At 45.7% G+C, this 21752-nt stretch carries 25 protein-coding genes; 2 read left to right on the plus strand and 23 right to left on the minus strand.

Annotated features, from left to right (window positions below; all coding sequences use genetic code 11):
• Positions 1-59: 59 nt before the first annotated feature.
• From BMX69_RS14200 to ahpC, 22 genes are all read right to left on the minus strand, one after another.
• Positions 60-872 carry a TlyA family RNA methyltransferase gene (locus BMX69_RS14200; protein ID WP_100042688.1) on the minus strand — a complete coding sequence of 271 codons (813 nt, stop codon included), beginning with the start codon at positions 870-872 and terminating at the stop codon, positions 60-62.
• Positions 869-2794, minus strand: a complete 1926-nt coding sequence (gene dxs / locus BMX69_RS14205; protein WP_100042689.1) for a 1-deoxy-D-xylulose-5-phosphate synthase — start codon at positions 2792-2794, stop codon at positions 869-871. Before dxs ends, BMX69_RS14200 begins: the two co-directional genes overlap by 4 nt.
• 40 nt (positions 2795-2834) lie before the next feature.
• A complete protein-coding gene (locus BMX69_RS14210; protein ID WP_054791477.1) occupies positions 2835-3722 on the minus strand; it encodes a polyprenyl synthetase family protein in 888 nt (295 codons plus the stop codon).
• Positions 3715-3924 (minus strand): exodeoxyribonuclease VII small subunit, encoded by a 210-nt coding sequence (xseB, locus tag BMX69_RS14215; protein WP_100042690.1) that lies wholly within the window; start codon positions 3922-3924, stop codon positions 3715-3717. Before xseB ends, BMX69_RS14210 begins: the two co-directional genes overlap by 8 nt.
• Before the next feature lie 17 nt (positions 3925-3941).
• Entirely contained in the window at positions 3942-5255 is a 1314-nt protein-coding gene (gene xseA / locus BMX69_RS14220) for an exodeoxyribonuclease VII large subunit (RefSeq protein WP_100042691.1), read from the minus strand.
• A gap of 3 nt (positions 5256-5258) precedes the next feature.
• A complete protein-coding gene (gene nusB / locus BMX69_RS14225) occupies positions 5259-5702 on the minus strand; it encodes a transcription antitermination factor NusB (RefSeq protein WP_054791476.1) in 444 nt (147 codons plus the stop codon).
• A gap of 65 nt (positions 5703-5767) precedes the next feature.
• Positions 5768-6676 (minus strand): D-isomer specific 2-hydroxyacid dehydrogenase family protein, encoded by a 909-nt coding sequence (locus BMX69_RS14230; protein ID WP_100042692.1) that lies wholly within the window; start codon positions 6674-6676, stop codon positions 5768-5770.
• Positions 6677-6772: 96 nt separating this feature from the next.
• Entirely contained in the window at positions 6773-7558 is a 786-nt protein-coding gene (locus BMX69_RS14235; protein WP_025234597.1) for an aspartate dehydrogenase domain-containing protein, read from the minus strand.
• An 88-nt stretch (positions 7559-7646) separates the two neighbouring features.
• Positions 7647-8993, minus strand: a complete 1347-nt coding sequence (locus tag BMX69_RS14240; RefSeq protein WP_054791475.1) for a sensor domain-containing diguanylate cyclase — start codon at positions 8991-8993, stop codon at positions 7647-7649.
• A 125-nt stretch (positions 8994-9118) separates the two neighbouring features.
• Positions 9119-9496 carry an Asp23/Gls24 family envelope stress response protein gene (locus BMX69_RS14245; RefSeq protein ID WP_029702046.1) on the minus strand — a complete coding sequence of 126 codons (378 nt, stop codon included), beginning with the start codon at positions 9494-9496 and terminating at the stop codon, positions 9119-9121.
• Positions 9497-9667: 171 nt separating this feature from the next.
• Positions 9668-10456 carry a SpoIIIAH-like family protein gene (locus BMX69_RS14250; RefSeq protein ID WP_242941265.1) on the minus strand — a complete coding sequence of 263 codons (789 nt, stop codon included), beginning with the start codon at positions 10454-10456 and terminating at the stop codon, positions 9668-9670.
• A 15-nt stretch (positions 10457-10471) separates the two neighbouring features.
• Positions 10472-11098: a stage III sporulation protein AG gene (locus BMX69_RS14255; protein ID WP_100042693.1), complete on the minus strand. Its 627-nt coding sequence runs from the start codon at positions 11096-11098 to the stop codon at positions 10472-10474.
• On the minus strand, positions 11046-11729 hold the full coding sequence (locus tag BMX69_RS14260) for a stage III sporulation protein AF (RefSeq protein WP_242941266.1): 684 nt from the start codon (positions 11727-11729) through the stop codon (positions 11046-11048). The genes BMX69_RS14255 and BMX69_RS14260 overlap by 53 nt, the downstream gene beginning before the upstream one ends.
• Positions 11730-11734: 5 nt before the next feature.
• Positions 11735-12916, minus strand: a complete 1182-nt coding sequence (locus tag BMX69_RS14265) for a stage III sporulation protein AE (protein WP_100042695.1) — start codon at positions 12914-12916, stop codon at positions 11735-11737.
• 17 nt (positions 12917-12933) lie between these two features.
• Positions 12934-13320, minus strand: a complete 387-nt coding sequence (gene spoIIIAD, locus BMX69_RS14270; protein ID WP_092244014.1) for a stage III sporulation protein AD — start codon at positions 13318-13320, stop codon at positions 12934-12936.
• An 8-nt stretch (positions 13321-13328) separates the two neighbouring features.
• A complete protein-coding gene (gene spoIIIAC / locus BMX69_RS14275; protein WP_013273849.1) occupies positions 13329-13523 on the minus strand; it encodes a stage III sporulation protein AC in 195 nt (64 codons plus the stop codon).
• Positions 13524-13533: 10 nt separating this feature from the next.
• Positions 13534-14064: a stage III sporulation protein AB gene (locus tag BMX69_RS14280; RefSeq protein ID WP_100042696.1), complete on the minus strand. Its 531-nt coding sequence runs from the start codon at positions 14062-14064 to the stop codon at positions 13534-13536.
• Positions 14057-15064: a stage III sporulation protein AA gene (spoIIIAA, locus tag BMX69_RS14285; protein ID WP_100043862.1), complete on the minus strand. Its 1008-nt coding sequence runs from the start codon at positions 15062-15064 to the stop codon at positions 14057-14059. The genes BMX69_RS14280 and spoIIIAA overlap by 8 nt, the downstream gene beginning before the upstream one ends.
• A gap of 167 nt (positions 15065-15231) precedes the next feature.
• On the minus strand, positions 15232-15777 hold the full coding sequence (locus tag BMX69_RS14290; RefSeq protein WP_242941267.1) for a C40 family peptidase: 546 nt from the start codon (positions 15775-15777) through the stop codon (positions 15232-15234).
• 25 nt (positions 15778-15802) lie between these two features.
• Positions 15803-16342, minus strand: a complete 540-nt coding sequence (locus BMX69_RS14295; RefSeq protein ID WP_157724417.1) for a DUF3877 family protein — start codon at positions 16340-16342, stop codon at positions 15803-15805.
• A gap of 359 nt (positions 16343-16701) precedes the next feature.
• Positions 16702-18231, minus strand: a complete 1530-nt coding sequence (gene ahpF / locus BMX69_RS14300; RefSeq protein ID WP_054791471.1) for an alkyl hydroperoxide reductase subunit F — start codon at positions 18229-18231, stop codon at positions 16702-16704.
• A 12-nt stretch (positions 18232-18243) separates the two neighbouring features.
• A complete protein-coding gene (gene ahpC, locus BMX69_RS14305; protein WP_054791470.1) occupies positions 18244-18807 on the minus strand; it encodes an alkyl hydroperoxide reductase subunit C in 564 nt (187 codons plus the stop codon).
• 431 nt (positions 18808-19238) lie between these two features.
• On the opposite strand from ahpC, the gene BMX69_RS14310 reads away from it, so the two are divergent.
• A complete protein-coding gene (locus tag BMX69_RS14310; RefSeq protein WP_054791469.1) occupies positions 19239-19814 on the plus strand; it encodes an ArsR/SmtB family transcription factor in 576 nt (191 codons plus the stop codon).
• Positions 19807-21054 (plus strand): MFS transporter, encoded by a 1248-nt coding sequence (locus BMX69_RS14315; protein ID WP_157724418.1) that lies wholly within the window; start codon positions 19807-19809, stop codon positions 21052-21054. The genes BMX69_RS14310 and BMX69_RS14315 overlap by 8 nt, the downstream gene beginning before the upstream one ends.
• Here BMX69_RS14315 and BMX69_RS14320 read toward each other — a convergent pair.
• Positions 21026-21664, minus strand: a complete 639-nt coding sequence (locus BMX69_RS14320) for a DUF1062 domain-containing protein (protein ID WP_100042700.1) — start codon at positions 21662-21664, stop codon at positions 21026-21028. The two genes, BMX69_RS14315 and BMX69_RS14320, sit on opposite strands and share 29 nt — an antisense overlap.
• Positions 21665-21752: the final 88 nt, after the last annotated feature.

Raw genomic sequence — 21752 nt, forward strand, 5'->3', positions numbered from 1 at the left:
ACTCCTTACCTGCAAGGATACTTTTAATCCGCTTTGCTGCCTGTTGTAACAGGCCGCTTTTAGTTTCCTGTTAAATTCCCATGGGCCTCTTCCACGATCTGTTCCGGATTAAGACCGCATTCCGGGCAGGCCTCTCCTGATTGATGATTTTTCAAGTGAAGGAGATACTCGATGTTCCCTTCCGGCCCCTTAATGGGGGAGTATTCCAGATGAAGTGCTTCAAAGCCAATGCTTACTGCATGGGAAATGACCATCCGGATCACTTCCAGATGGACGGATTTTTCCCTTACCACGCCCTTTTTCCCCACTTTTTCCCGGCCGGCTTCAAACTGGGGCTTTATAAGGCAGACGACCTCTCCTTCATCCGTAAGAAGGGCTTTTACAGGTCCTAATACCTTTGTCAGGGAAATAAAGGAAACATCAATAGAGGAAAATTCGATTGGGTCGGCCAGATCTCCAGGAGTGACATAGCGGATATTGGTCTTTTCCATACACACCACACGTTCATCGTTCCTCAGCTTCCATGCAAGCTGACCGTGGCCTACATCCACTGCATAAACCTTAACGGCTCCGTTCTGAAGCATGCAGTCTGTAAAACCGCCTGTGGAAGAGCCTACATCCATGCACACTTTTCCTTCCAGAGTCACGTCAAAATGAGTCATGGCTTTTTCAAGCTTTAAACCGCCCCGGCTCACATACCGCAGAGTGCTTCCTCTTACCTCGATGTTCGAAGTTTCCTCAAATGTGGTACCGGCTTTGTCTTCTTTATCCCCGTCTACATAGACGATCCCGGACATAATGACAGCCTTGGCCTTTTCCCTGGATTCAGCCAGTCCCCGTTTTACTAAAAGCACATCCAAACGTTCTTTCATGCCTTTTCCATTTCCCTTGTTTTATCTTTATATTTTTTCCATTCTGCATTCTGGCGCTCCGTATCAAGATATTCCTTTTTGAGCCGCCATATGATAGAATTGCTGTCAATCCCAAGCCCCTTCCGGAGCAGGGATACGTTGCCATGCTCCACATAGGCATCCGGCAAGGCGATATTTATAACCTTTACATGCGGATAGTGCTCGTGGATATAAGCGGTGACCCCGGGGCCAAAACCTCCCTGAAGGACATTTTCTTCCATGACCGCGATAAGCCAGTGCTTCTTTGCCAAACGGTCCACCAAATCCCGGTCAAAAGGCTTCACAAACCGGCCGTTGGCCAAAGAACAGTTCCAGCCTTCTGCCTTCAGTTTTTGCCTTACATGCTCCCCTGTGCTCACCATGCTTCCTACTGCTAAAAGAGCAATATCCTTTTCCTCATAGAGCATCTCTCCCTTGCCATATTCAATGGGAGCACGAAAACTCTTTAAGCCCTGGTAAGCCTCTCCTCTTGGATAGCGCACCGCAAACGGGCCATTGTAGGACAGGGCAAACTCCATCCCATCCATAAGCTCCCATAAGTTTTTCGGCGCAAACACGCTCATATTAGGGATAGCAGTTAAATAGGATAAGTCAAAAATTCCCTGATGGGTCTCCCCATCACTTCCCACAAGCCCTGCCCGGTCTATGGCAAAGACCACAGGCAGATTCTGAATGCAAACATCATGGAGGATCTGATCAAAGCCGCGCTGTAAAAAAGACGAATAAACGGCCACAACCGGCTTTAAGCCGCCTGCCGCCATTCCAGCCGCCGAAGTCACCGCATGCTCTTCTGCAATTCCCACATCAAAAAAACGGTCAGGATACAGACGGGAAAACCGCTTTAAACCTGTTCCATCCGGCATGGCTGCCGTTACCGCAACGATTCGTTTATCCTGCTCAGCCAGACGGCAGATGGTTTTGGAAAACACATCCGTATAGCTGGGATTATTCTTCTTTTTCTTCGGTTCCCCGGTGATGATATCAAAAGGATCAACTCCATGGAATTTAGAAGGATTCCTCTCCGCCAGGGCATATCCCTTGCCTTTCTGGGTGATCACATGGACCAGCACGGTATGGGGAAGCTTCTTTGCTTCCCGCAGGGCCCTGGAAAGGGCCTTTATATTATGGCCATCCACCGGACCAAGATAGGTGATCCCCATATTCTCAAATAGCATTCCAGGTATGAGCAGCTGCTTAATGCCGTTCTTTGTCCTGCTGATCTTATCAATGATCTGATCTCCTACAACCGGAATCCGGGAAAGCACGTTGGTCACGTGTTTCTTTAAGTCCAGATACCCTTCTCCGGTACGGATGCTGTTTAAATAAGTAGACATGCCACCTACATTTTCTGAGATGGACATGTTGTTATCGTTGAGAATAATAATGAAATTCTTGTTCATCCTGGCCGCATTATTTAAAGCTTCATAGGCCATGCCGCCTGTTAAGGCGCCGTCTCCGATTACGGATACCACAAAATGATCCTCTCCCAGCACATCTCTTGCCTGGGCCAGTCCTAGTCCGGCTGAAATGGAAGTAGAGCTGTGACCGGTATCAAAGGCATCACAAGGACTTTCCTTTCTCTTTGGGAAGCCGCTCATGCCGCCGTATTGCCGCAGGTCGTCAAATTCATCTCTCCTGCCGCTTAATATCTTATGGGTGTAGGACTGATGCCCAACATCCCAGATAACCTTATCCTTTGGAAGGTCAAAAGCAAGGTAGATCGCCATGGTTAACTCCACCACTCCTAAATTGGAAGCCAGATGGCCGCCTGTCATGCTTATTTTTCCTACCAAAAAGTCACGGATTTCCTGACTTAAATTATCAAGCTCCTGTTTTGACAGTTTTTTGATATCCTCAGGCCCGTTTATTAATTCCAGCATCATATTCTTATCAGATCCTTTTTTAGCCTTATCGTTAAACGGCTTACTTTTCCCGGTTCACAAGTATCCGAATCAGCGCTTCCAGGAATTCATTCTTCCCTGGGAGCTTATGGAGACAGGAAATCGCCTCTTCTGAAATCCTCTCCACATCCTGCTTCGCCTTTTCAATTCCCTCCAGGGTTACATAGGTAGTCTTATGGTTCTTTTCATCACTGAGCACAGGCTTTCCAAGAACCTCCGCACTGCTGGTTAAATCCAGGATATCATCCTGTATCTGAAATGAAAGTCCCAGACAGGAGGCCATCTTCTCCACCAGCTTCAGCTGTTCTTCATCTGCTCCGCCGAGAACGGCTCCGATCATCATAGCGGCCTCTAAAAGCGCTCCGGTCTTCAACCGGTAAATGAAATCAAGCTTTTCCCTTGGTACAGGCTTTCCTGCCAGCTCCACATCAACGGTCTGACCGCCTATCATCCCAAAAATTCCTGTTTTTTCTGCTAAAATCCCCATGCACCTGGCAACCAGGTCCGGCCGATCCGTCATGGAAAGAGCTTTTGCAGCTGTCTCCATGGAATAAATCAGCAAACCGTCTCCCGCCAGAACCGCCATGTCATAACCGAATTTAACCCATGCTGTAGGAAGTCCCCGTCGCAGGGTATCATTATCCATGCAGGGAAGGTCATCGTGAATCAGGGAGGAGGTGTGAATCATCTCAATCGCCGCCATAAAAGGCTCGATCTCTTTCCCCTTACCGCCGAATAAGCGGTAGGTCTCCTCCATCAGCATAGGACGAAGCCTCTTTCCTCCAGCGCGAACGCTGTAATCCATTGCCGCCAGAACTGTACTCTGATGGCCCTCCACAGGAGGCAGGTATGTTTCTACAACATGCCTTACTTCCTCTGTACGGGCTGAAAACATTTCTTTATCATTCATGTTCCTCACCATTTTCCTCTAACACGATAATCTTTTTTTCCACTTTATCTATTTTTTCATTGCAGAACTTTACCAGCTTCATGCCGGTCTCATAATACTGAAAGGATTCCTCCAGGGAGCATTCTCCGCTTTCCAGTTTTTTAATGAGCTCTTCCAGCTCTCCAAATGTCTCTTCAATCGTTTTTTCTTTTTTTGCCGCCATAAATCCGTTTCTCCTTATTACCTGTCTCCACGAACTTCCTCCCGCTGGCTGCCAAATAAGCCGGATTCCGCCGGGGCAACACGGGAAACCACCGCCTCCATGCTTCCATCCCTAAGCCTCAGCCCAATTTTGTCACCGGCTTTTACCTGCTTCACGGAATCAATCCGCCTGTCTTTTCCATCAGTTACAAAACCATAGCCGCCTCCCATCCTCTTAAGAGGGGATTCTGCTTCCAGGCGGCTGATGAAAATCTCCAGCCTGTGTCTGTCCCTGACCGCCTGCTTTTCTATCAGCTGTTTTATGTGAAGCTTTTCTTCTTCCGCCCTTGCCCGGTATGAGGCCGTTCTGGACAGAATCAGGTTTTTTAGCTTGTCCTCTATGTCCACAAGCCTTTGCCGGCATTCATGGATGCTGCGCTTTGGGTCATGCAGTTTCAGCTTTAAGGCGTACTGGTTTCCATGAAACCGGTAGCGTTCCAGCTTTCTTTCCACGGTCCTTAAGAGCGTATGACCGTACATTTCCACCTGCTCCTCAAACTTGCTGTAATCAAATACAGCAAGCTCTGCGGCTGCAGAAGGTGTGGGGGCACGCATGTCCGCCACATAATCTGCGATTGTCACATCGGTTTCATGGCCTACCGCAGAGATCACAGGAGTGGTGCAGTTAAAAACAGCCCTTGCCACAACTTCCTCATTAAATGCCCATAAATCCTCAATGGAACCGCCGCCCCTCCCAACGATCAGGACATCAAGTCCCATCTGGTCCAGGGTTTCGATCCCCTTTACAATGCTTTCCTTTGCGCTCTCTCCCTGGACAAGAGCAGGGTAGAGATAAAGCTGCACATAAGGATTGCGTCTGGTCGATATATTTATAATATCCTGGATGGCAGCTCCGGTAGGAGCCGTCACGATTCCTACGGTTGTTCCGTACTTTGGAATCGGTTTCTTATATTCAGGAGAAAACATCCCCATTTCTTCCAGTTCATCACGCAGTTTTTGGAACCTTTCAAACAGATCACCGATTCCTTCTTTTGTGATCTCCTGAGCATAGAGCTGGTATCTTCCGTCCCGCTCATAAACCTCCACGCTGCCCTTTACCACCACCTGCTGCCCTTCCTCCAGCTTAAAAGCAAGACCCTTCCTGTGCCCGGCAAACATCACTGACGCCATAGACGATTTCCCGTCCTTTAAGGTAAAGTAAATATGACCGGAGGTATGGTATTTACAGTTGGACACTTCACCCTTAACGGATATCCGGTTCAGGGCGAAATCCTGGGCAAACATATTCTTAATATAGGCATTGACCTGAGTAACGGAATACACACTTGCCATATCTTACACCAGCTTTGCCAGGACTCCGTTAATAAATGCCGGAGCTTCATTCCCGCCGTACTTTTTAGCCAGTTCCACAGCCTCATTGATGGCTACTTTTTCCGGCACATCTTCATCAAATAATATCTCATACAGAGCCAGGCGTAGTATTGTAAGTTCAGCCTTACCCATACGTTTTGTCTTCCAGCCTTCGGCTACTTCGTTGATCTTTGAATCCAGTTCAGGGATTCTGACCATAACGGACTCTGCCCTTTCTCTTAAATAAGCAGCATTTTCTTCACTCATATCCACATCATGGATGATCTCTTCTATGCCCTCGGCGTTTAAATCATCCTCTTTTGGTTCCTCAAAATATTGAATAAGCTGCCCTGTCTTCTCCTCTGCTGGATAAAAATCCGCACAAAAGAGCATTTTAAAGCAGTGTTCGCGCATTTTACTTCTGGTCATTTCCCATGGTCCTCCTATTGGTGATTTTCTGGACATTTGGAATTATTATACCTTACCAGGGTTTTTTATACAATAGAAACTTTGCTATTCGCCAAAAACCTCTGAATATTATCAAGCACTTTTTCGCTTAAAATTCCAAAGGCCTGCCTGGTTCTCCCTGCCGAAGCATTGACACAAAACACCATGGGATGTTTTAAAAGCTCCCCGTCTCCTGCTGCTCCTGCCGTATCGCAGGCAAACCGGTTGTCCCCGGCATCCAGCCAGTTTTTTAAATCTTCCGGTTCAAAGGCAGGTCCAATGGACGTATTAAACAGGATCTTTCCATTTCCCAGCTTCTGGAACTCTTCTTCATGCAAAAGGATCACATTCTTATTTAAGCAGGTAAATACCACTTCGCTGCTCTCTAAAAGCTCTCCTAATGGACGATATCCGATTCCTTTTTCCTCATACTGCGGCTTTCTGCTCCTGCTGTAATAGGAAACATCTGCCCCAAGAAACTTCAAAGCATTGGCGATCATGCCTCCGGAAACACCCATTCCAACGATTCCTATCTTTAATCCGGTAATCTCTACCGGCATATCCTTCCACATGGGCCTGTCATATCCATGAAGAAAGCGCACCAGTTCACAGATCGCATATTCCACCACTCCAACATCGCCGTAATCACGGATTCCCATAACTGTAATCCCATGCTGTTCTGCGTAAGCAATGTCTACATTTGCGCTCTCCTTTGAATAAAGGCTGCAGCACATCCCCACATATTTGATTTTAGGACATCGTTCAAAGACATATTGACTGATCTTTGATGTATAGCTTAAAAGCACTCCATCCGCATCTCCGATCCTCCTTATGATCTCTTCGTCATCACAGGGAATATCCTCGTACATCACCACCTGTTTTGCATATTGGAAAAGCTCTTTCTCTGCTTCTTCTACCAGACTCACCGGCTCTATGGCAACCAACTTCTCAAACATCTTCTTATCCTCCTGTCAAGCTATATTCACAATCCGCGACCCTGCTGCTCACAGTGTGCCCCGCTCTGCCGGGCATAACCGTATAACAGCTATCGTTTAAAATACGATTGGTGACACAATATTCTGCAGGACAGCCACTACACTCCAGCCGGCAATGGCGCTGGTGCTTGAATAAATATCCACAACAGCCTTTACGCCTTCAATTTCCGCAGTGATCTTATGGTCATCCCCAATCATTCCCGGAACGCTGTGAATGTTCACCCTGGTTTTATCCGGTCCCACAGTTGCCAGGGATGACGCTACCGCAACATTCACCTTTGTAGGAAGTAGTCCGATTGCCTCTTTTGCATTGCCGTCAAACACCATGGTGCTTTCCTTATCGGTCATTAAATGTTCCTCAAAAAGAGGTGTATACATTAAGGATTCCGGACCTTTTCTTGTCTCAATCCCTGCTTTCGCCTCTCCCATGAGAGAAACCGTACGAAGCACGTCAAAGCCGCCCACCGCTCCTGAGGCGATGTATACCCTGGTATTATGTTTTACAGCCGTTGCCTTCACTCTCTCATAAAATTCTTTATCCGCAAAGGCGCCAATGGACAGCACGATGAGATTACATCCATTTGCCAGAATCTTCTCCGCCATGTCTCTGACGGAATCCCCAGATGCCGCCTCAGCGATGTAATCCGGTTTTAATTCCAGCAGTTCATCGATCCCTGCGCAGGAGCTGCAGCCACTTTTCTCTGCCAGGGCTTCTGTCTTTTCCTTTGTCCTCCCAACGATTCCCACCAACTCATACTCAGGCAGTAACCCATCGTTCCATGCTCCGGCAATAATTTCTCCAAGATAACCGTTTCCAATAATTCCAAGTCTAAGCTTATTCATGCTTTTCTCCTTTTAGTAGTTTTAAAAACATTAAATTTCATTATACCTGAAATCAAAAGGACTTTCAAGGAGTGCAGGACTCCAAGACTCAAAGCTGGAATGCAAACTGATTTTTCCCTTTTCCCTTTGCCAGATATAATGCCTGATCCGCCCGTCTTAATATGGCATCGTATTCCGTCTCCTGTTCTCCTACCAGGGTGATTCCGATGCTTGCATGTATGGTTCCGGAGGCGTGAAATGCATTTAATATCCGTTTTGCAATGGCTTCCGGATGTTTCCTTCCGCTTAAGCCGTACAGCCAGATGCAGAACTCATCTCCGCCAAAACGGACAATCACATCCTCTTTTCTTGTACAGGCGCTTAAAATCTGTCCTGCCTGGGTTAGAACCAGATCTCCCTTATGATGGCCGAAGGTGTCATTAATTTTCTTGAAATCGTCAATATCAAGGAACATACAGGCATAAAACCTCTTTTTTCCTCCGCCTTTCAGTCTCTGTTCCACCAGCTTTCTAGCTGTTTCTCTGGTATAAACGCCTGTTAAATAATCCTTTTGCGCACGCTTCGCTTCCTTTTTCCGTAAATAAATAATACAAATAATAAGAAGAACGGTACAGGACACCATAGCCGTTGAACCTGCAATAAAGACTTTTGACAGTTTACTGATCTTGTAAAGAGCGCCATCATAGCTTTCTGTTTTCACCATGGAAGCCACCATCCAGTCTTCAACTCCCGCAGGCTGATAATAAAGAAGCTCCCTGCTGCCCTTGGAATAAAAGGAGACATATCCAAAGCCCCCGCTCTCCGCGGTCTTTTTCATCTGTTCCAAAGATTGTCCGTCTCTAAATTCCATGGTTTTGAGTATATCATAAACATTGGCATAAGATTCATACCCAGGGCACGTGGCCACCAGCTCTCCGGACCTTGTGAAAACCAGGCTGGCACCATATGGGCTTAACTCTGTACTGTTTAAATACTTCCCCAGTTCTTCAGCGGTATACTCCATACAGACCGACCCCTTTGCTTGTCCCTCCCTAACCACCGGAACGGACAGAGCGATCCCTGACTGACCGTTAAAGCCATTGGAGGGCAGCCTGGAAATGCTGTTTCCTCCCTTTAACCCCTGGGATTCATGGATCCCGTAATACGTAATTCCCTGCCCGCCTAAAACTCCAATTTCCGATCCTTCCGGCAGATCACCATAAGCAGAGAATGCCTCAAGCACTTCAAACCTTTCCCGGATCATTCCCCGAAAATAGGTAAGTGCTTCGTCATTCTCCCTTTTTAAATCCTGGTAAGTCTGTTCTATCAGACTTTTTTCCACCTCTTTGAAGTAATAAATGTTTAAAGCGAATATCCCTATAATTACCGATACCACCAGACCAAACAATGTCATCACCCTCAGCGAGTAGCGGTCTTTCTCCTTATCAGCCATCATATATGAAAACACCTGTCCCTTTATAAATCCCGAATCATATCCTTACAGCATTTATTCTTTTGTACACAAAGAAAAGCGGGGGCATGAACCTTTTCCCGGTTCGCCCCCGCGATAGACCTTTTCATCTATTTATTCTCTTCCAATGCTACACCGGCAATCCGGATGTTTACATCCAGAACCGTTAAGCCTGTCATGTTCTCAATGGCGTTCTGTACCTTCTCCTGAACCTTCTCACTGACGGCAGGTATGCTGTAACCGTATTTGATGTTTAAGGATAAATCCACCGATACATGTTCTTCTGTCAGCTCCACCTTAACACCCTTGGATAAATTTTTCATGCCCAGCTTTGACACCAACTCATTGGTGATGTTGCCAGCCATGGAATCTACGCCTTCTACCTCGGTTGCTGCAAGACCTGCAATGATGGCCACCACATCGTCCGCAATCTGTACTTCGCCAATTTTATCTTTTTCATATACCTTGTGAGTATTTCTGCTTTCCATTTCTGCCACAGCAATTCCCTCCTGTACTAATATTTATATACTAATGAATCAACTGGATATGCAGGCATATCCGCCTGATTCAAAAGCGGGGGGTTGAAAGATGTTTTTTCTTCCGACCCTTTAGGTTCTGGAATCATTATAGCAAAACTGTCCACAGTTTGCAAAGGCTTTTTACTCTTCCAATTTCATAAGAGTGATTACGATGCTTTCCGCTCCCACTTCTGTTTTTCTCTTTACGATGTCCTCAATTTGAGCCCGCTGAGGATCTGTAATGCTGGAGGCATTGATAACAACATCCACTTTTCCGCTGGAAATGCTGACCACCGGATCTGCAAATCCTTTGGCAAGCAGAAGAGTTTCCGCTGCATTTTCTTTTTCAGCAATAGCCGTCATATCAATCATTTCCTGAATGGCCTGCTGTTTTGCTGCTTCTTCAATGTTTGGATTGTTGATCAGGTTCATTAAGGTTTCCTTATTCTTTGCCCTTACCTGCTCCCGATTTAACTGTACGCTGGATATGTATTCTGATACGTTCATTCCGCTGGTAAGCACCGCTTCTCCAGGGTTGTCAAGGCCGGTTTTTGCCGCCTGTGTCTCATTTGCCGCTAAGTCTACCGATCCATCGCTTTGTAAAGCCGCATCGGTTTCTCCTGCCGCCAGTTTATCAATATCCTCTGCATCCTGGTCAAGGCTTGCAATATCCTGATTTGTATCACTGCCGGTAAGGGACTGGTTTTCCGCTAAAATATCTTCTTCAGAAATATCAGTCATTCCAGCTTCATAGACGTCTTTCCCGGAAGCGGCCTCCTGCTTTCCTGCATAGTTTAAATATCCAGCAGCTGCTATCATAACGGCTAAGGTGGTGATAATAATCTGGTTTCTTCGGAACAGTTTCTTCATATCCATTTTCTTTGGGGTTCTAGGGACTTTGGGCTCATTGCTTGTTTTCCAACTTCTCATACATGACACTCCTTTTTATTCCACCCTCTTTAATACTTTAATTTTATGTGGGGGCAGGTTAAATAATGCTTCCATGGCACCGGAAATTTCAGCTTTTACCGTAGGACTGCCACCGCCCTGGGCACTGATGATGATTCCTTCTATTTCCGGACGTATCTCTTTCTCCACAATGGGAGCTGTATTTTCTCCTGAACCAGTCAGAATAGTGTTTTCCTTGCGATCTGCGCTGGTGATCTTTCTGATTCCCCCGGAGCTGTCCTTTTCCTCAGTAGATGAATCCGAACTGTCTTTATCGACTCGGAGTACCTTCTCCTCTGAGGATTTCAGTACGATCATTACTTCTACCTGACCGACCCCATCCACGGTTTTTAGGATTCTCTTCACCCTCGCCTCCAGTTGTTCCTCATAGGTCCGGTCTGCTCCTGCCGCAACAGCCGCTTCCCCATCTGCCGGCTCTGTCACAATCCCTTTTTGCAGTGCCGTCTGGTTTTTGCTTTCTGCTGTCTTCTCTACCCTGGCAGCCATGCCCGAACCGGAGGGAAATGTAAGGATCAGGATAATCATTCCAACCGCCAGCAGGATCAGCCATTTATCCTTTCCCATCTTCCATTTGAATTTCAATATCCTGTTCCTCCAAATCATAATATTCCGCAATCCGCCTTCTAAGACCAGAAAGCCGTGAATTTTCTTCCTGCTTCTGTTTTCTCACATCCTCCAGTCCCTTATCATCAGTCTTTTCCGGTTCAGAACCGGCTATTTTCACTTCTTCCACTTCCTGTACCTTTTTTACCGGCAGATTTCCATTACCGGAAACTGCAATATCTGTTCCCTCATCTCCGGTTTTTCCCGGTGACAGAAGCAAGGACACCCGCACGACATGGCCAAAGGTACCGCTTGCCTGATCCTGGTTAATCTCCGCCCTGGATTCTCTGCAGGTAAAGCCTTCGGTCTCAGCCATGGATTTTAAATCCGTTCCAACCGCCTCTTCATATCTGGCAATCATGCTTTCCAGCCTTTTCCCTTCCATTTCTGAAAGCTTTCCTGTTAACTCCCCGGCTTCCTTTTTAAGGCTTATTGACTCAAAATAGTAAGCCAGCGTATCATCAAGCCTCAAGCCCCCTGTAATGGGCTTTAATACCAGAAGGATCAGTACCATGCCGGCAAATAATTTTATGTATTTTTCATATTTTTTATTTGGCAGGAGGTTTCCCACCACAGTTATAAAAATCAGGTAATAGGTTATATTGCGTATCCAGCTAAACAATTCTTCCATGCCACTCACCCGGTATAATAGGTCACATTGGTAGAAGCGCATACAAGCGCTATAGTAACAACAAAGAGAATCACTGCAGAAGCCGCTACAGACAGCAGCATTTTGTGGCCTTTGGCCATTTCTGAAATACAGGAAACAATCCTTTTATCACAAACCGGCTGCAATAGGGCTGCAACACATTGGTATAAAACCATCAGCACTGCCAGTTTAATCAGGGGAATCACGGAAAGGATAAGAAGTACGATAATGCCGGCTGCACCAATGGTATTTTTTATAAGTACCCCGGAGCCTAAAACCATTTGGGCAACCGAGTTGACGCCCTGGCCGATTCCCGGAATGGCTCCGATCAGCTTCTGAATGGCTCCCGTTTTCATGGAATCCACGTAGGGCAGAACCATGGACTGTATGAGATGAAACCCAAGCACAACTCCCACCAGGGTCTTTAAGCTCCAGGAAACTACCTGTTCCAACAGTTCCGTAAGCTTTGAAAGCATTTCTTCCTTTGCAATATGGCCTGCCATGACCAAAAGAGCATAGACTCTTATGAGTGCTAAAAGTACCTGTCCAAGAAGCCACTGGGCGGCAACGATGACAAGCAGTGTGAATTCATAGGAAGCCGCCGCCGATGCACTGCTTCCCGCAAATGCCGCCGCCAGGAAATAGGCAGGCATCAATACCTTGGTAAAATCCAGAATCTGCCCCACCACATTTCCCGTAATGGTCACGCTTGTAAAAAAGCTGGCCGCCAGATAGGTAAACAGAAGCAAATAGGTGACAAAAAACCCGGTTTCTGAAATCTGGCTTCCGGTAAATACACTGGAAAAGTTGGAAAACACCGCTCCAATGATTCCCAGCACCATGATTTGCCCCATCATATGCCCGCTGTTTCTTACCTCCCCCACCAATAGATCTTTTAACGCTTTTCCGACTTGTCCCATGACCTCGTTTAATTTTCCATCCATCAGATCTTTCATAAGTTTTTTAAAAGAAAGATTCATGCCCTGGTTCTCCTTCGACCGGTCCAGAAAATTCTGGATATCCGTTAAATCATACTGATCCAGGTCTAAATTTTCCGCCGGGATGGATGCTTCCTTACCTGATGATGTTTCCGCTCCCAGGCTGTCCTTGCAAAAAAGAAGCAGCATTAAACTAATAAGGCACAGCAGGAAAAAGGCGGTTCTTTTCATAGTCCTTAACCCTCCCGTCATGATAAAAATACCTGCAGTGTCTCGATCAGCGCAAGGAGAATGGGCATGCTGACCGCCAGAACGGAAAGCTTTCCAAATATTTCGATCTGAGTCCCTACGGCTCCATATCCGGCATCCTTGCATATCCCAGCGGCAAATTCTGCGATGTAGGTAATTCCTATCATCTTTACCAATGTGGTTAAATAGACGCTGTTAATCTTAATATAGGTCTGGATCTCCTTCATCGTATCCAGAATGGTGGTGAGCTTTCCCATGCCGTAAAAGAAGATAAAAAAGCCCGCCGCCATGACCAGATAGGTCCCATATTCCCCCTTCATCCCCTTTAACGAAACCGCTAAAAGCACTGCAACGATTCCTGTTATGGCTATGGTCACTACGGTCATACACTCACCTACAATGCAAACAGATTTTTAATGGATTCAAATAACTGATAAATATAAGGCACCAGCCAGAACAGTACCAGGATCAGCCCCGCAAGGCTTGTTAAGAATGCCTGTTCTTCCCGTCCGCTGTGTTTTAAAACCTGGCAGATGACGGAAACCAGGATTCCAACTGCTGCAATTTTAAAAATCAAATTGACTCCCATGCGATCCTCCTTAATACATTACGATTGTTAGGAATAAACCGCCCATGATACCCAGACTGGTATAAAGGCGGCTTTTTTCCTGCTTATGTTTTCTCAGATAACCGATTGTTAAGTCCAGCTGTTCCAGATATAAAAGGATATTCCGCTCCTGCATGTCCATGTCCAGGTAACCCAGATGCTCCCCCAGACCTTTTAAATTCTGTTTGTCCTCTTTGGACAAGCAGACCTCCCTGGGAAGCTTGTCAATCTCCTCCTGCCAAATGGTATAAAAGGTCTCTCCCTGTTGTCCGGAAAGTCTTTCCGACACGCTCTCAAACAAAACACCGATCTCGCCCCCAGCCTTTCTGCCGGTCCGTTCAAAGGCCTCAGTCAGCGGGGAATTGGCATAAACAATCTCGCCTTTCAATAAAAAAATCATTTTTCTAAGCTTTTCTACCGTTCTTAAATGCTCGTTCCATTGGGCCGCCATAAAAAATCCAAGGCCTGAGCATGATATAATGACCAGAATAGCTCCTATTATCCGCAGCCATGTATTATCCATAAGCTATGCACTCCTGCCTGTCCCACCGTATTCCCATCTGATGTACCTGCGCCTTGTAGAGCTGCGTTCCCCTGGAATCATAGATCTGGTCGATGTTTCCGATCCTTCCTAAGTTGTTTAAGACCACATACCTCTCAAAGATCCGCTCCTCCACCAACTTTCTAAGAATCGGCTTCTGCTTTAAATCATCTATAGAGTTTCCGTGAACCGTGGCAATCAGCTTGCAGCCGCAGTTCATTACGTATTCCATTGCTTCCAGATCCTCCCGGCTCCCGATCTCGTCCACGGCGATCACTCTTGGGGACATGGTCCGTATCAGCATCATCATTCCTCTTGCCTTGGGACAGCAGTCCAAAATATCGGTACGGATTCCAAGTTCATTCTGAGGGATCCCCTGATAACAGGCCCCAATCTCAGAACGCTCATCAACCACGCCCACGGTAAGGCCTGCATGCTCCTCAGAACCGTTGGAGACCTGACGGATCAAATCTCTCAGCAAAGTGGTCTTTCCGCACCTGGGAGGGGAAATGATCAGCGTGTGATAGATTTCTCTCCCTTCCTCATAAAGATAGGGCAAAACCTCAGAGGCGCAGCCCTTTACCTGATGGGACAGCCTGACGTTGACAAAGGATATGTATTTCATGGCCTTAATTCCAGATTCGTCTAAAATGGTCTTTCCTGCGATTCCGATCCGGTGTCCTCCCTGAATGGTAATGAACCCCTGCTTCATCTCTTCTTCAAAAGCATAAAGAGAATAGTTACTCATGTACTCCATGGTTTCCTTAAGCTCATTTTTCGAGACGATATAGGCATCCTTTCCTTCCTTATTCAGAGAACCCTTAAGAGTCACATAATACTCCTCATTCCGGTATACCATTAAAAGAGGAGCTCCTACCCGGAGCCTGATTTCCTGAACCTCGTCAAAGTTAATTGTTACCCGGTTTAAAATTTCTCTTATGCTCCTGGAAAATATATTGATAAGCTCGTCTTTCCTCTCCACCTTCATCCCTCCTCTTACCTCAATATATGTGTGGTGGGACAAATTATGACTGAAAAACTTCTGACTTCCTGAAAGGCATTCCGGCACGCTGCTGCATAAAAAAAGAGCTTATTCCCGATGATTCTGACGAAGCATCTGAATAAGCTCAAAGATAATCTTATTATTATTTAATTCCCTAATATTCTTCTGACTGAAACAATTGTCATAAAATCCACAGAGGATATTTTAATCCCATCCTTTGGGCCGCTTGCATGGATCAACTGATTCTGCCCTATGTAAATACCGGTATGTCCTATGTAATATACTATATCGCCGGGCCGGGCATTTTCGATTCCGCCCACATCAAATCCAGCTTCTCCCTGGGCTTCAGAGGTCCTTGGGAGGCTTATGCCAAATTGATTATAAACGCTTAGCACAAATCCGGAACAGTCGGCACCTGATGTAAGGCTTGTCCCTCCATATACATAGGGGTTTCCAAGAAACTGTTTTGCAAAAGCCACAACCTGTTCTCCTGTACCTGTGTAAACTTCCGGCGCTGACTGGGAAAAGTCTTTCCCCCCGCCGGCTCCAGGGCCAATCTGCTGCTCAAAGGGCGGCGGAGCCACAATGGGAATTACCGCGTTGGCGGCCATATCTGCTTTGGCAGTAAAACTATTCGCGGCCATAAATACCAGACCTGTAAACAGGGTTGCGATCCACCTTTTTCTCTGCATTGTTTTTTCTCCTGATATGATATCGTTATATGCCCATATCCGCTGCATCTTCGGATAAGAACCTGTGGTATGTGGCGTGATTTCCATGAAATTTAATATAGTACCGGTAATTATCCATTGAGGAATCCTCAAAAAATATAATGTAATCGAAATCTTCTTCCTGGGATTTTATACAGATAACCTTGCCGTCGGCGAATTTATGAAAAACTTTCAGGATCTCCTCCAGGGTCGTATTGGGTTTTTCTACGGTTTCAATGAATTCTTTTAAGAAGCCATTGTCTTTTTTATGGTGATATACGTATTCTATGCCTTCCTGGGGAATCTCAAAGCAAAAGCGTTCCTGACTTTTTGTGATCCTGATGTCTCCCAGACGCTCCTTCACATATTCCTTAAAACCTTCCATGGCTGCTCTTGTTTCCTGTGGAGAGCCTTCGTGGATTTTCAGGATGTTCACCAGAGCACGTTCGGGGTAATAGAAGCGAATAGGTTCTTTTTCGTATCCTAATTTTATCTGTACTTCTTTTATTGAATTAATGAGCATCTGCTCCAGTGCACGATATTGCATTTTTATCACTCCAGTCATTTTCCAATCATGTCCATATAAAATTATACTGTTACAGATGGGACATGTCAAGGTTTCGGGTAGTAACTTTAAACCAACCTGCCCGCTTGACAGGGTTTGGCTTAGGTGCTTCCAATTCCAAGGGCGGGCTTCCGGACAAGCACTCTGATAATATAATATGCGACGGCTAGGCTTAATCCAGCTTTCGGCTCTATGTTTAAGTATATTATATGTCTTCCTGTAACATTTATCAAAAAGCTATTAACCGCAGTGCTAAGCAGTCAAAATGTAACCAGAGAGTAAAATGAAACCCATGAAACACACATAAAAAGTGGGTTTCATGGGTTTCACCTTACTCAAAGTCAATTTCGAATCAAATAATCAAAAGCACTTAAAGCTGCGCTCGCTCCGGATCCCATTGAGATCACTATCTGCTTATAAACGCTGTCCGTGCAGTCTCCTGCTGCAAAAACTCCTGGTAAGCTGGTTGCATTGTGGTTATCAACAATAATCTCACCAATGCGGTTGCGTTCAATCGTATCCCCCAGCCAGTCTGTATTGGCTATAAGACCGATCTGAACAAATACTCCTTGCAAATCCATATGATGGACTGCTCCGGATTCGCGCTCCATATAGGTGATGCCGTTTACCTTATCAGTACCGGTAATTTCTTTCGTTTGTACATTCTTTAATACTGTTACATTAGGAAGACTGTAAAGGCGCTTCTGCAGGATCGCATCTGCCTTCAGCTCAGGCATAAATTCAAACACCGTTACATGACTGGCAATTCCCGCAAGGTCAATAGCGGCTTCTATGCCGGAATTACCGCCTCCGATTACTGCCACCTGCTTTCCTTTATAAAGAGGTCCGTCACAATGGGGACAATAAGCAACCCCCTTGTTCTTAAATTCCTCCTCACCCGGTATCCCGACATTTCTCCAACGGGCACCTGTGGAAAGGATCACTGCCTTGCTTTTTAAGACAGCGCCGTTTTCCAGTTCCACCTCAATGAGTTCTTTTCTTTCCAGGCGCCTGGCGCGCTGTGCACTCATAATATCCACATCATAATTACTAACATGCTGCTCCAGGATTTCTGCTAATCTGGGACCTTCGGTATATCCGACGCTGATCAGATTCTCAATTCCCAGCGTCTCTCTTACCTGACCGCCGAAGCGTTCCGCAACAATCCCTGTGCGTATGCCTTTGCGCGCCGCGTAAATGGCTGCACTGGCTCCCGCGGGACCGCCTCCGATTACAAGTATATCATACGGCTCTTTCTTCTCAAACTCTGACATATCAGGCCCGCTGCCTAATTTTCCAAGAATCTCTTCCAGTGTCATGCGCCCGCTGCCAAAAAACTCACCATTTAGTAAAACCGTTGGTACAGCCATAATATTTTTGCTCTCCGCCTCTTCTTTAAAGGCGGCACCGTCAATCATCGTATGGGTAATGCCAGGATTTAAAATGCTCATTAGGTTAAGGGCCTGAACCACCTCCGGGCAATTATGACAGCTTAAGCTGATGTAGGTTTCAAAATGGTACTCGCCCTTGATACTCTTCACCTGGTCAATTAGTTTACCGTCAACTTTGGGGGCTCTTCCGCTTACCTGTAAAAGAGCCAGTACAAGAGAAGTAAATTCATGGCCCAAAGGGATGCCTGCAAAAGTGACCCCAAAGTCTTCTTCCATTCGGTTAATGGTAAAGCTGGGTGTTCTGGGCAGTTTTACCTGTTCTGTCTTTATTCTCGGTGACAGTGCGGTCAGCTCATCGATCAGAGCCGTCATGTCCTTTGATATACTGTCAGATCCTGCACTGATTTTGATCAGCACATCGTTTTCCAGAAGCTGGAGATACTCAGCCAGTTGTTTCTTTATTTCAGTATCCAGCATCATAATCTTTACTCCTTAAATTTTTCCTACCAGATCAAGGCTTGGTTTCAGTGTGGCTCCGCCCTCTTTCCATTTTGCCGGGCAAACTTCACCGGGATTCTTTCTAACGTACTGGGCAGCCTTGATCTTATCAATAAGAATATTTGCATCACGGCCAATGTTTCCGGCATTGATCTCTACCGACTGAATGATGCCGTCCGGGTCAACGATAAAAGTACCGCGGTCTGCAAGTCCATCTGCTTCGATCAGTACATCAAAATTGCGGGAAATTGTATGAGAAGGGTCTCCAATCATAACATAAGTCAGCTTACGTATAGCCTCTGAATTGTCATGCCAAGCCTTGTGGGTATAATGAGTATCCGTAGATACGGAATAAACTTCCGCTCCCAGATTCTTAAATGTCTCATAATTGTTCTGCAGATCTTCCAGTTCTGTCGGGCAAACAAACGTGAAATCCGCAGGATAAAAGCAGATGATGCTCCACTTGCCCTTAAAATCTTCCTCTGTGACCTCTACAAATTTTCCGTTGTGATAAGCCTGCGCCTTGAATGGTTTTACTTCGGTTCCGATTAATGACATAATGAATTACCTCCTATGATTTTTATATTTTGATTTTATGTTAACTTATCAGGATTTTCCGCTGTTTCTATGGGCGGAAATTGTACTTTTTTCCGTGGAGGCCAGGCCCCCGCGAAAACAGCTGTATGGCTGCGTGTTGGTTCTGATATATGGAAAGCGAAATAAGAATATCCGCTTCACCTTATTGATAAATAATATCAGTAATAATTATCATTATCAACTACGTTTATAATATAATATTATTCCCTGATTGTCAAGAGGCTTTTCCAAAAATATCAATTCTTTTTAATTCTTTAATCAATACATAGGATATGTAATTGCGAAACTTATAAGACCTTTCTTGTTTTATACTTAATTTCTGCTTGACGTTACACACTCTGTAATGTTACAATACATGTAATGATATCACAGGGATAAGGAGAAAAAAGAATATGGAGAAAATTACATTATCTACAAAAAAGGAACTGGAAATCTACATGAATCCTGTTAGGCAGAAGCTTCTTAGATTATTGGGACGGTCCAAAATCCCCATGACACCCAAGCAGCTTTCAGAAAAACTGGAGATATCCCCTTCCAGTGTCCAGCATCATATTAAAAAACTAAGCTCGCTGGGAGTCGTGGAATTGGATCATACAGAAATGATCAACGGAATTACCGCCAGATATTACAAACCTACCTATGTCAATGTCCAGATTGGACTGGATCATCCCGATGAGAACAATATGCAGAAGGAAGTTCTGGTACAGGAACAGATTGCCGGAACCTATGAGGGATTTCTGGCTCAGAAAAAGAAGTATCTGGAACGGTATGATTCTACCGATCCGGAAAGTACATGGAATTTAGGAGATATCTTAACCGGTGTCATACATCTGTCTGAGGGAGAAGGCAAAGAGCTTTTGATGATGATCACGGATTATTTAGACCGGCACGCCTTTCCTTCTGCAGAAAAATCCCCCTGGGAATATGCGTTTATTCTATACAATGCAGAGGAGAATCATTATGAGTAATGGAAAGCAGCTGACTATTTTTCTCAATTATGTATCCTTGGGAATCCTTCTGCCGGTGCTTAATTTAATTCTTTTAAACCGGGGAGCCGATCTAAAGACTCTGCCGCTTTTGATCGCTTCCTATTCTGCTGCGGTACTTTGCTTTGAACTGCCCAGCGGAATCTGCGCAGATTTGTACGGACGGAAGACTGTTTTCCTTATTTCCGGCGCATGCCAGATCCTGTCCCTGATCCTGCTTCTGTTTGCTGACAACTGGATTTGGCTGCTGTTTTACATTCTTCTTAATGGGATCAGCAGAGCCTTTTCTACCGGAAGCCTGGATGCCCTCATCGTGGATCAGGCTCTGCAGGAAAAGGGAGAAGCTTGTCTTCCTGCAATCGCTGCCCGCCTTGGGATTCTGGAAGAAGCCGGGCTTGCGGCCGGCTGTATCCTTGGCGGCTTTCTTTCCTGTATAGGAGATTCTTTCACCGGAAATATATTGACCCGCGGCGTATTTACAGCAGTTACCTTCATGCTCTGTCTGTTTTGCATCCGGGAAGATAAAATCTGCGGCCGCCGGGGAGAAAGGATTCCCCTCACGAAGCATGTAAAGAGAGGCGTAAAAATAGTCCTGTCAAAACAGGACTTCCCTTTGATTCTGGCAGGTATGCTGTTTACCGGTTTTTTCCTTATCTCCATTGAAACCTACTGGCAGCCGGCTTATCTTAAGATTTCAAATCATACGGAAAGAACCTGGGTTCTGGGTATACTGTCCTTTGCCGGATTCTTACTGGCAGCGATGGGAAATTCCTTCTGTCAAAGGCTGCTGAAGAAATTTCCCGGCCGCCAATGGCGGATTTACAGCATCAGCCGGTTATTCCTTGGCTGTGCCCTCCTTGTTCTGGCTCTTCATAAAAATGTATGGCTCTTTATCCTGGGATACGGAAGTATTTATCTCCTCCTCGGAACCGGAAGTGTAGCTGAAAACACCCTGATCAACCAATATACTCCAGGATATTTCAGAGCAAGTGTTCTTTCTCTCGGTTCTTTTCTTCTGCAGGCAGGCTCCATGTGTGCGTCCTTTTTTTGCAGTCTGTTTGTAGACCGGATTGCTATATCTGGGTTATGGCTGACTGCAGGAGTATTATTGATCGGATATACCATTTTTATGACTTTGTTTCTTCTGGCAAAAAGGACCGGATCAGGCGAGAAAAGGCTGGAAAAGCAGGACTTTAAATCATATGATACTGAATCATCTTAAACGCTTCCTCCTGTTCCGAACGGCAGGCTTCCTTTCTTATCTGCAGAAGCATCCTGTCCTTGATTTTTCCTTTGGGAGACAATACCTGTCCGCCGCTTAGAATCAGCCCGTCCTCACACCATTTCTTTATCCTGCTTCTGGATACGGATAACTGCTGCATTAAAAAAATATCTGCCCTCAAATCAAATCCAGGCGGAATCCTTATCTCGATCTCCATGGCATGATCCTCCCCGCAGGGTAATGCAGTATCAACGGCAGTCACGTGATATTCCGCCTTTGAGGCAGCAGCTTCTGCCTTATTTCTCGCAAATAAATCCCTGTCATTCCCGTATTTTACCGCCAGATCAGGATCATTATTTAAAAATCCTTCATATTCTTCTTTCTCCAGGCGGCCGGCCTCCGCTCTCTCCCATATGGTCATATTCCAGGAGGTATTACATTGTCCGCACCGGTAAATCAGCCAGACATCTATGAGGCGGCCATTGGCATTGACCCTGAATTTTCCGCTGTTTATAAATTCCGTTTTTTTTCCGCATTTCGGACATCTTCTTATGATGGTTGGAAGCTGGTCCGGCGTGACGATCCATTGTTTTCGTAAATTTCGATTCATGTTCTTTCTCCATTTATACAATTGTTTCTTTCAACAACTGTAACACGCCCTCTTTCTTTATCCCACCTCATACTCTCTTATGGAACAA

The sequence above is a fragment of the Lacrimispora sphenoides JCM 1415 genome (genome assembly GCF_900105615.1).
Lineage (GTDB): Bacteria > Bacillota > Clostridia > Lachnospirales > Lachnospiraceae > Lacrimispora > Lacrimispora sphenoides.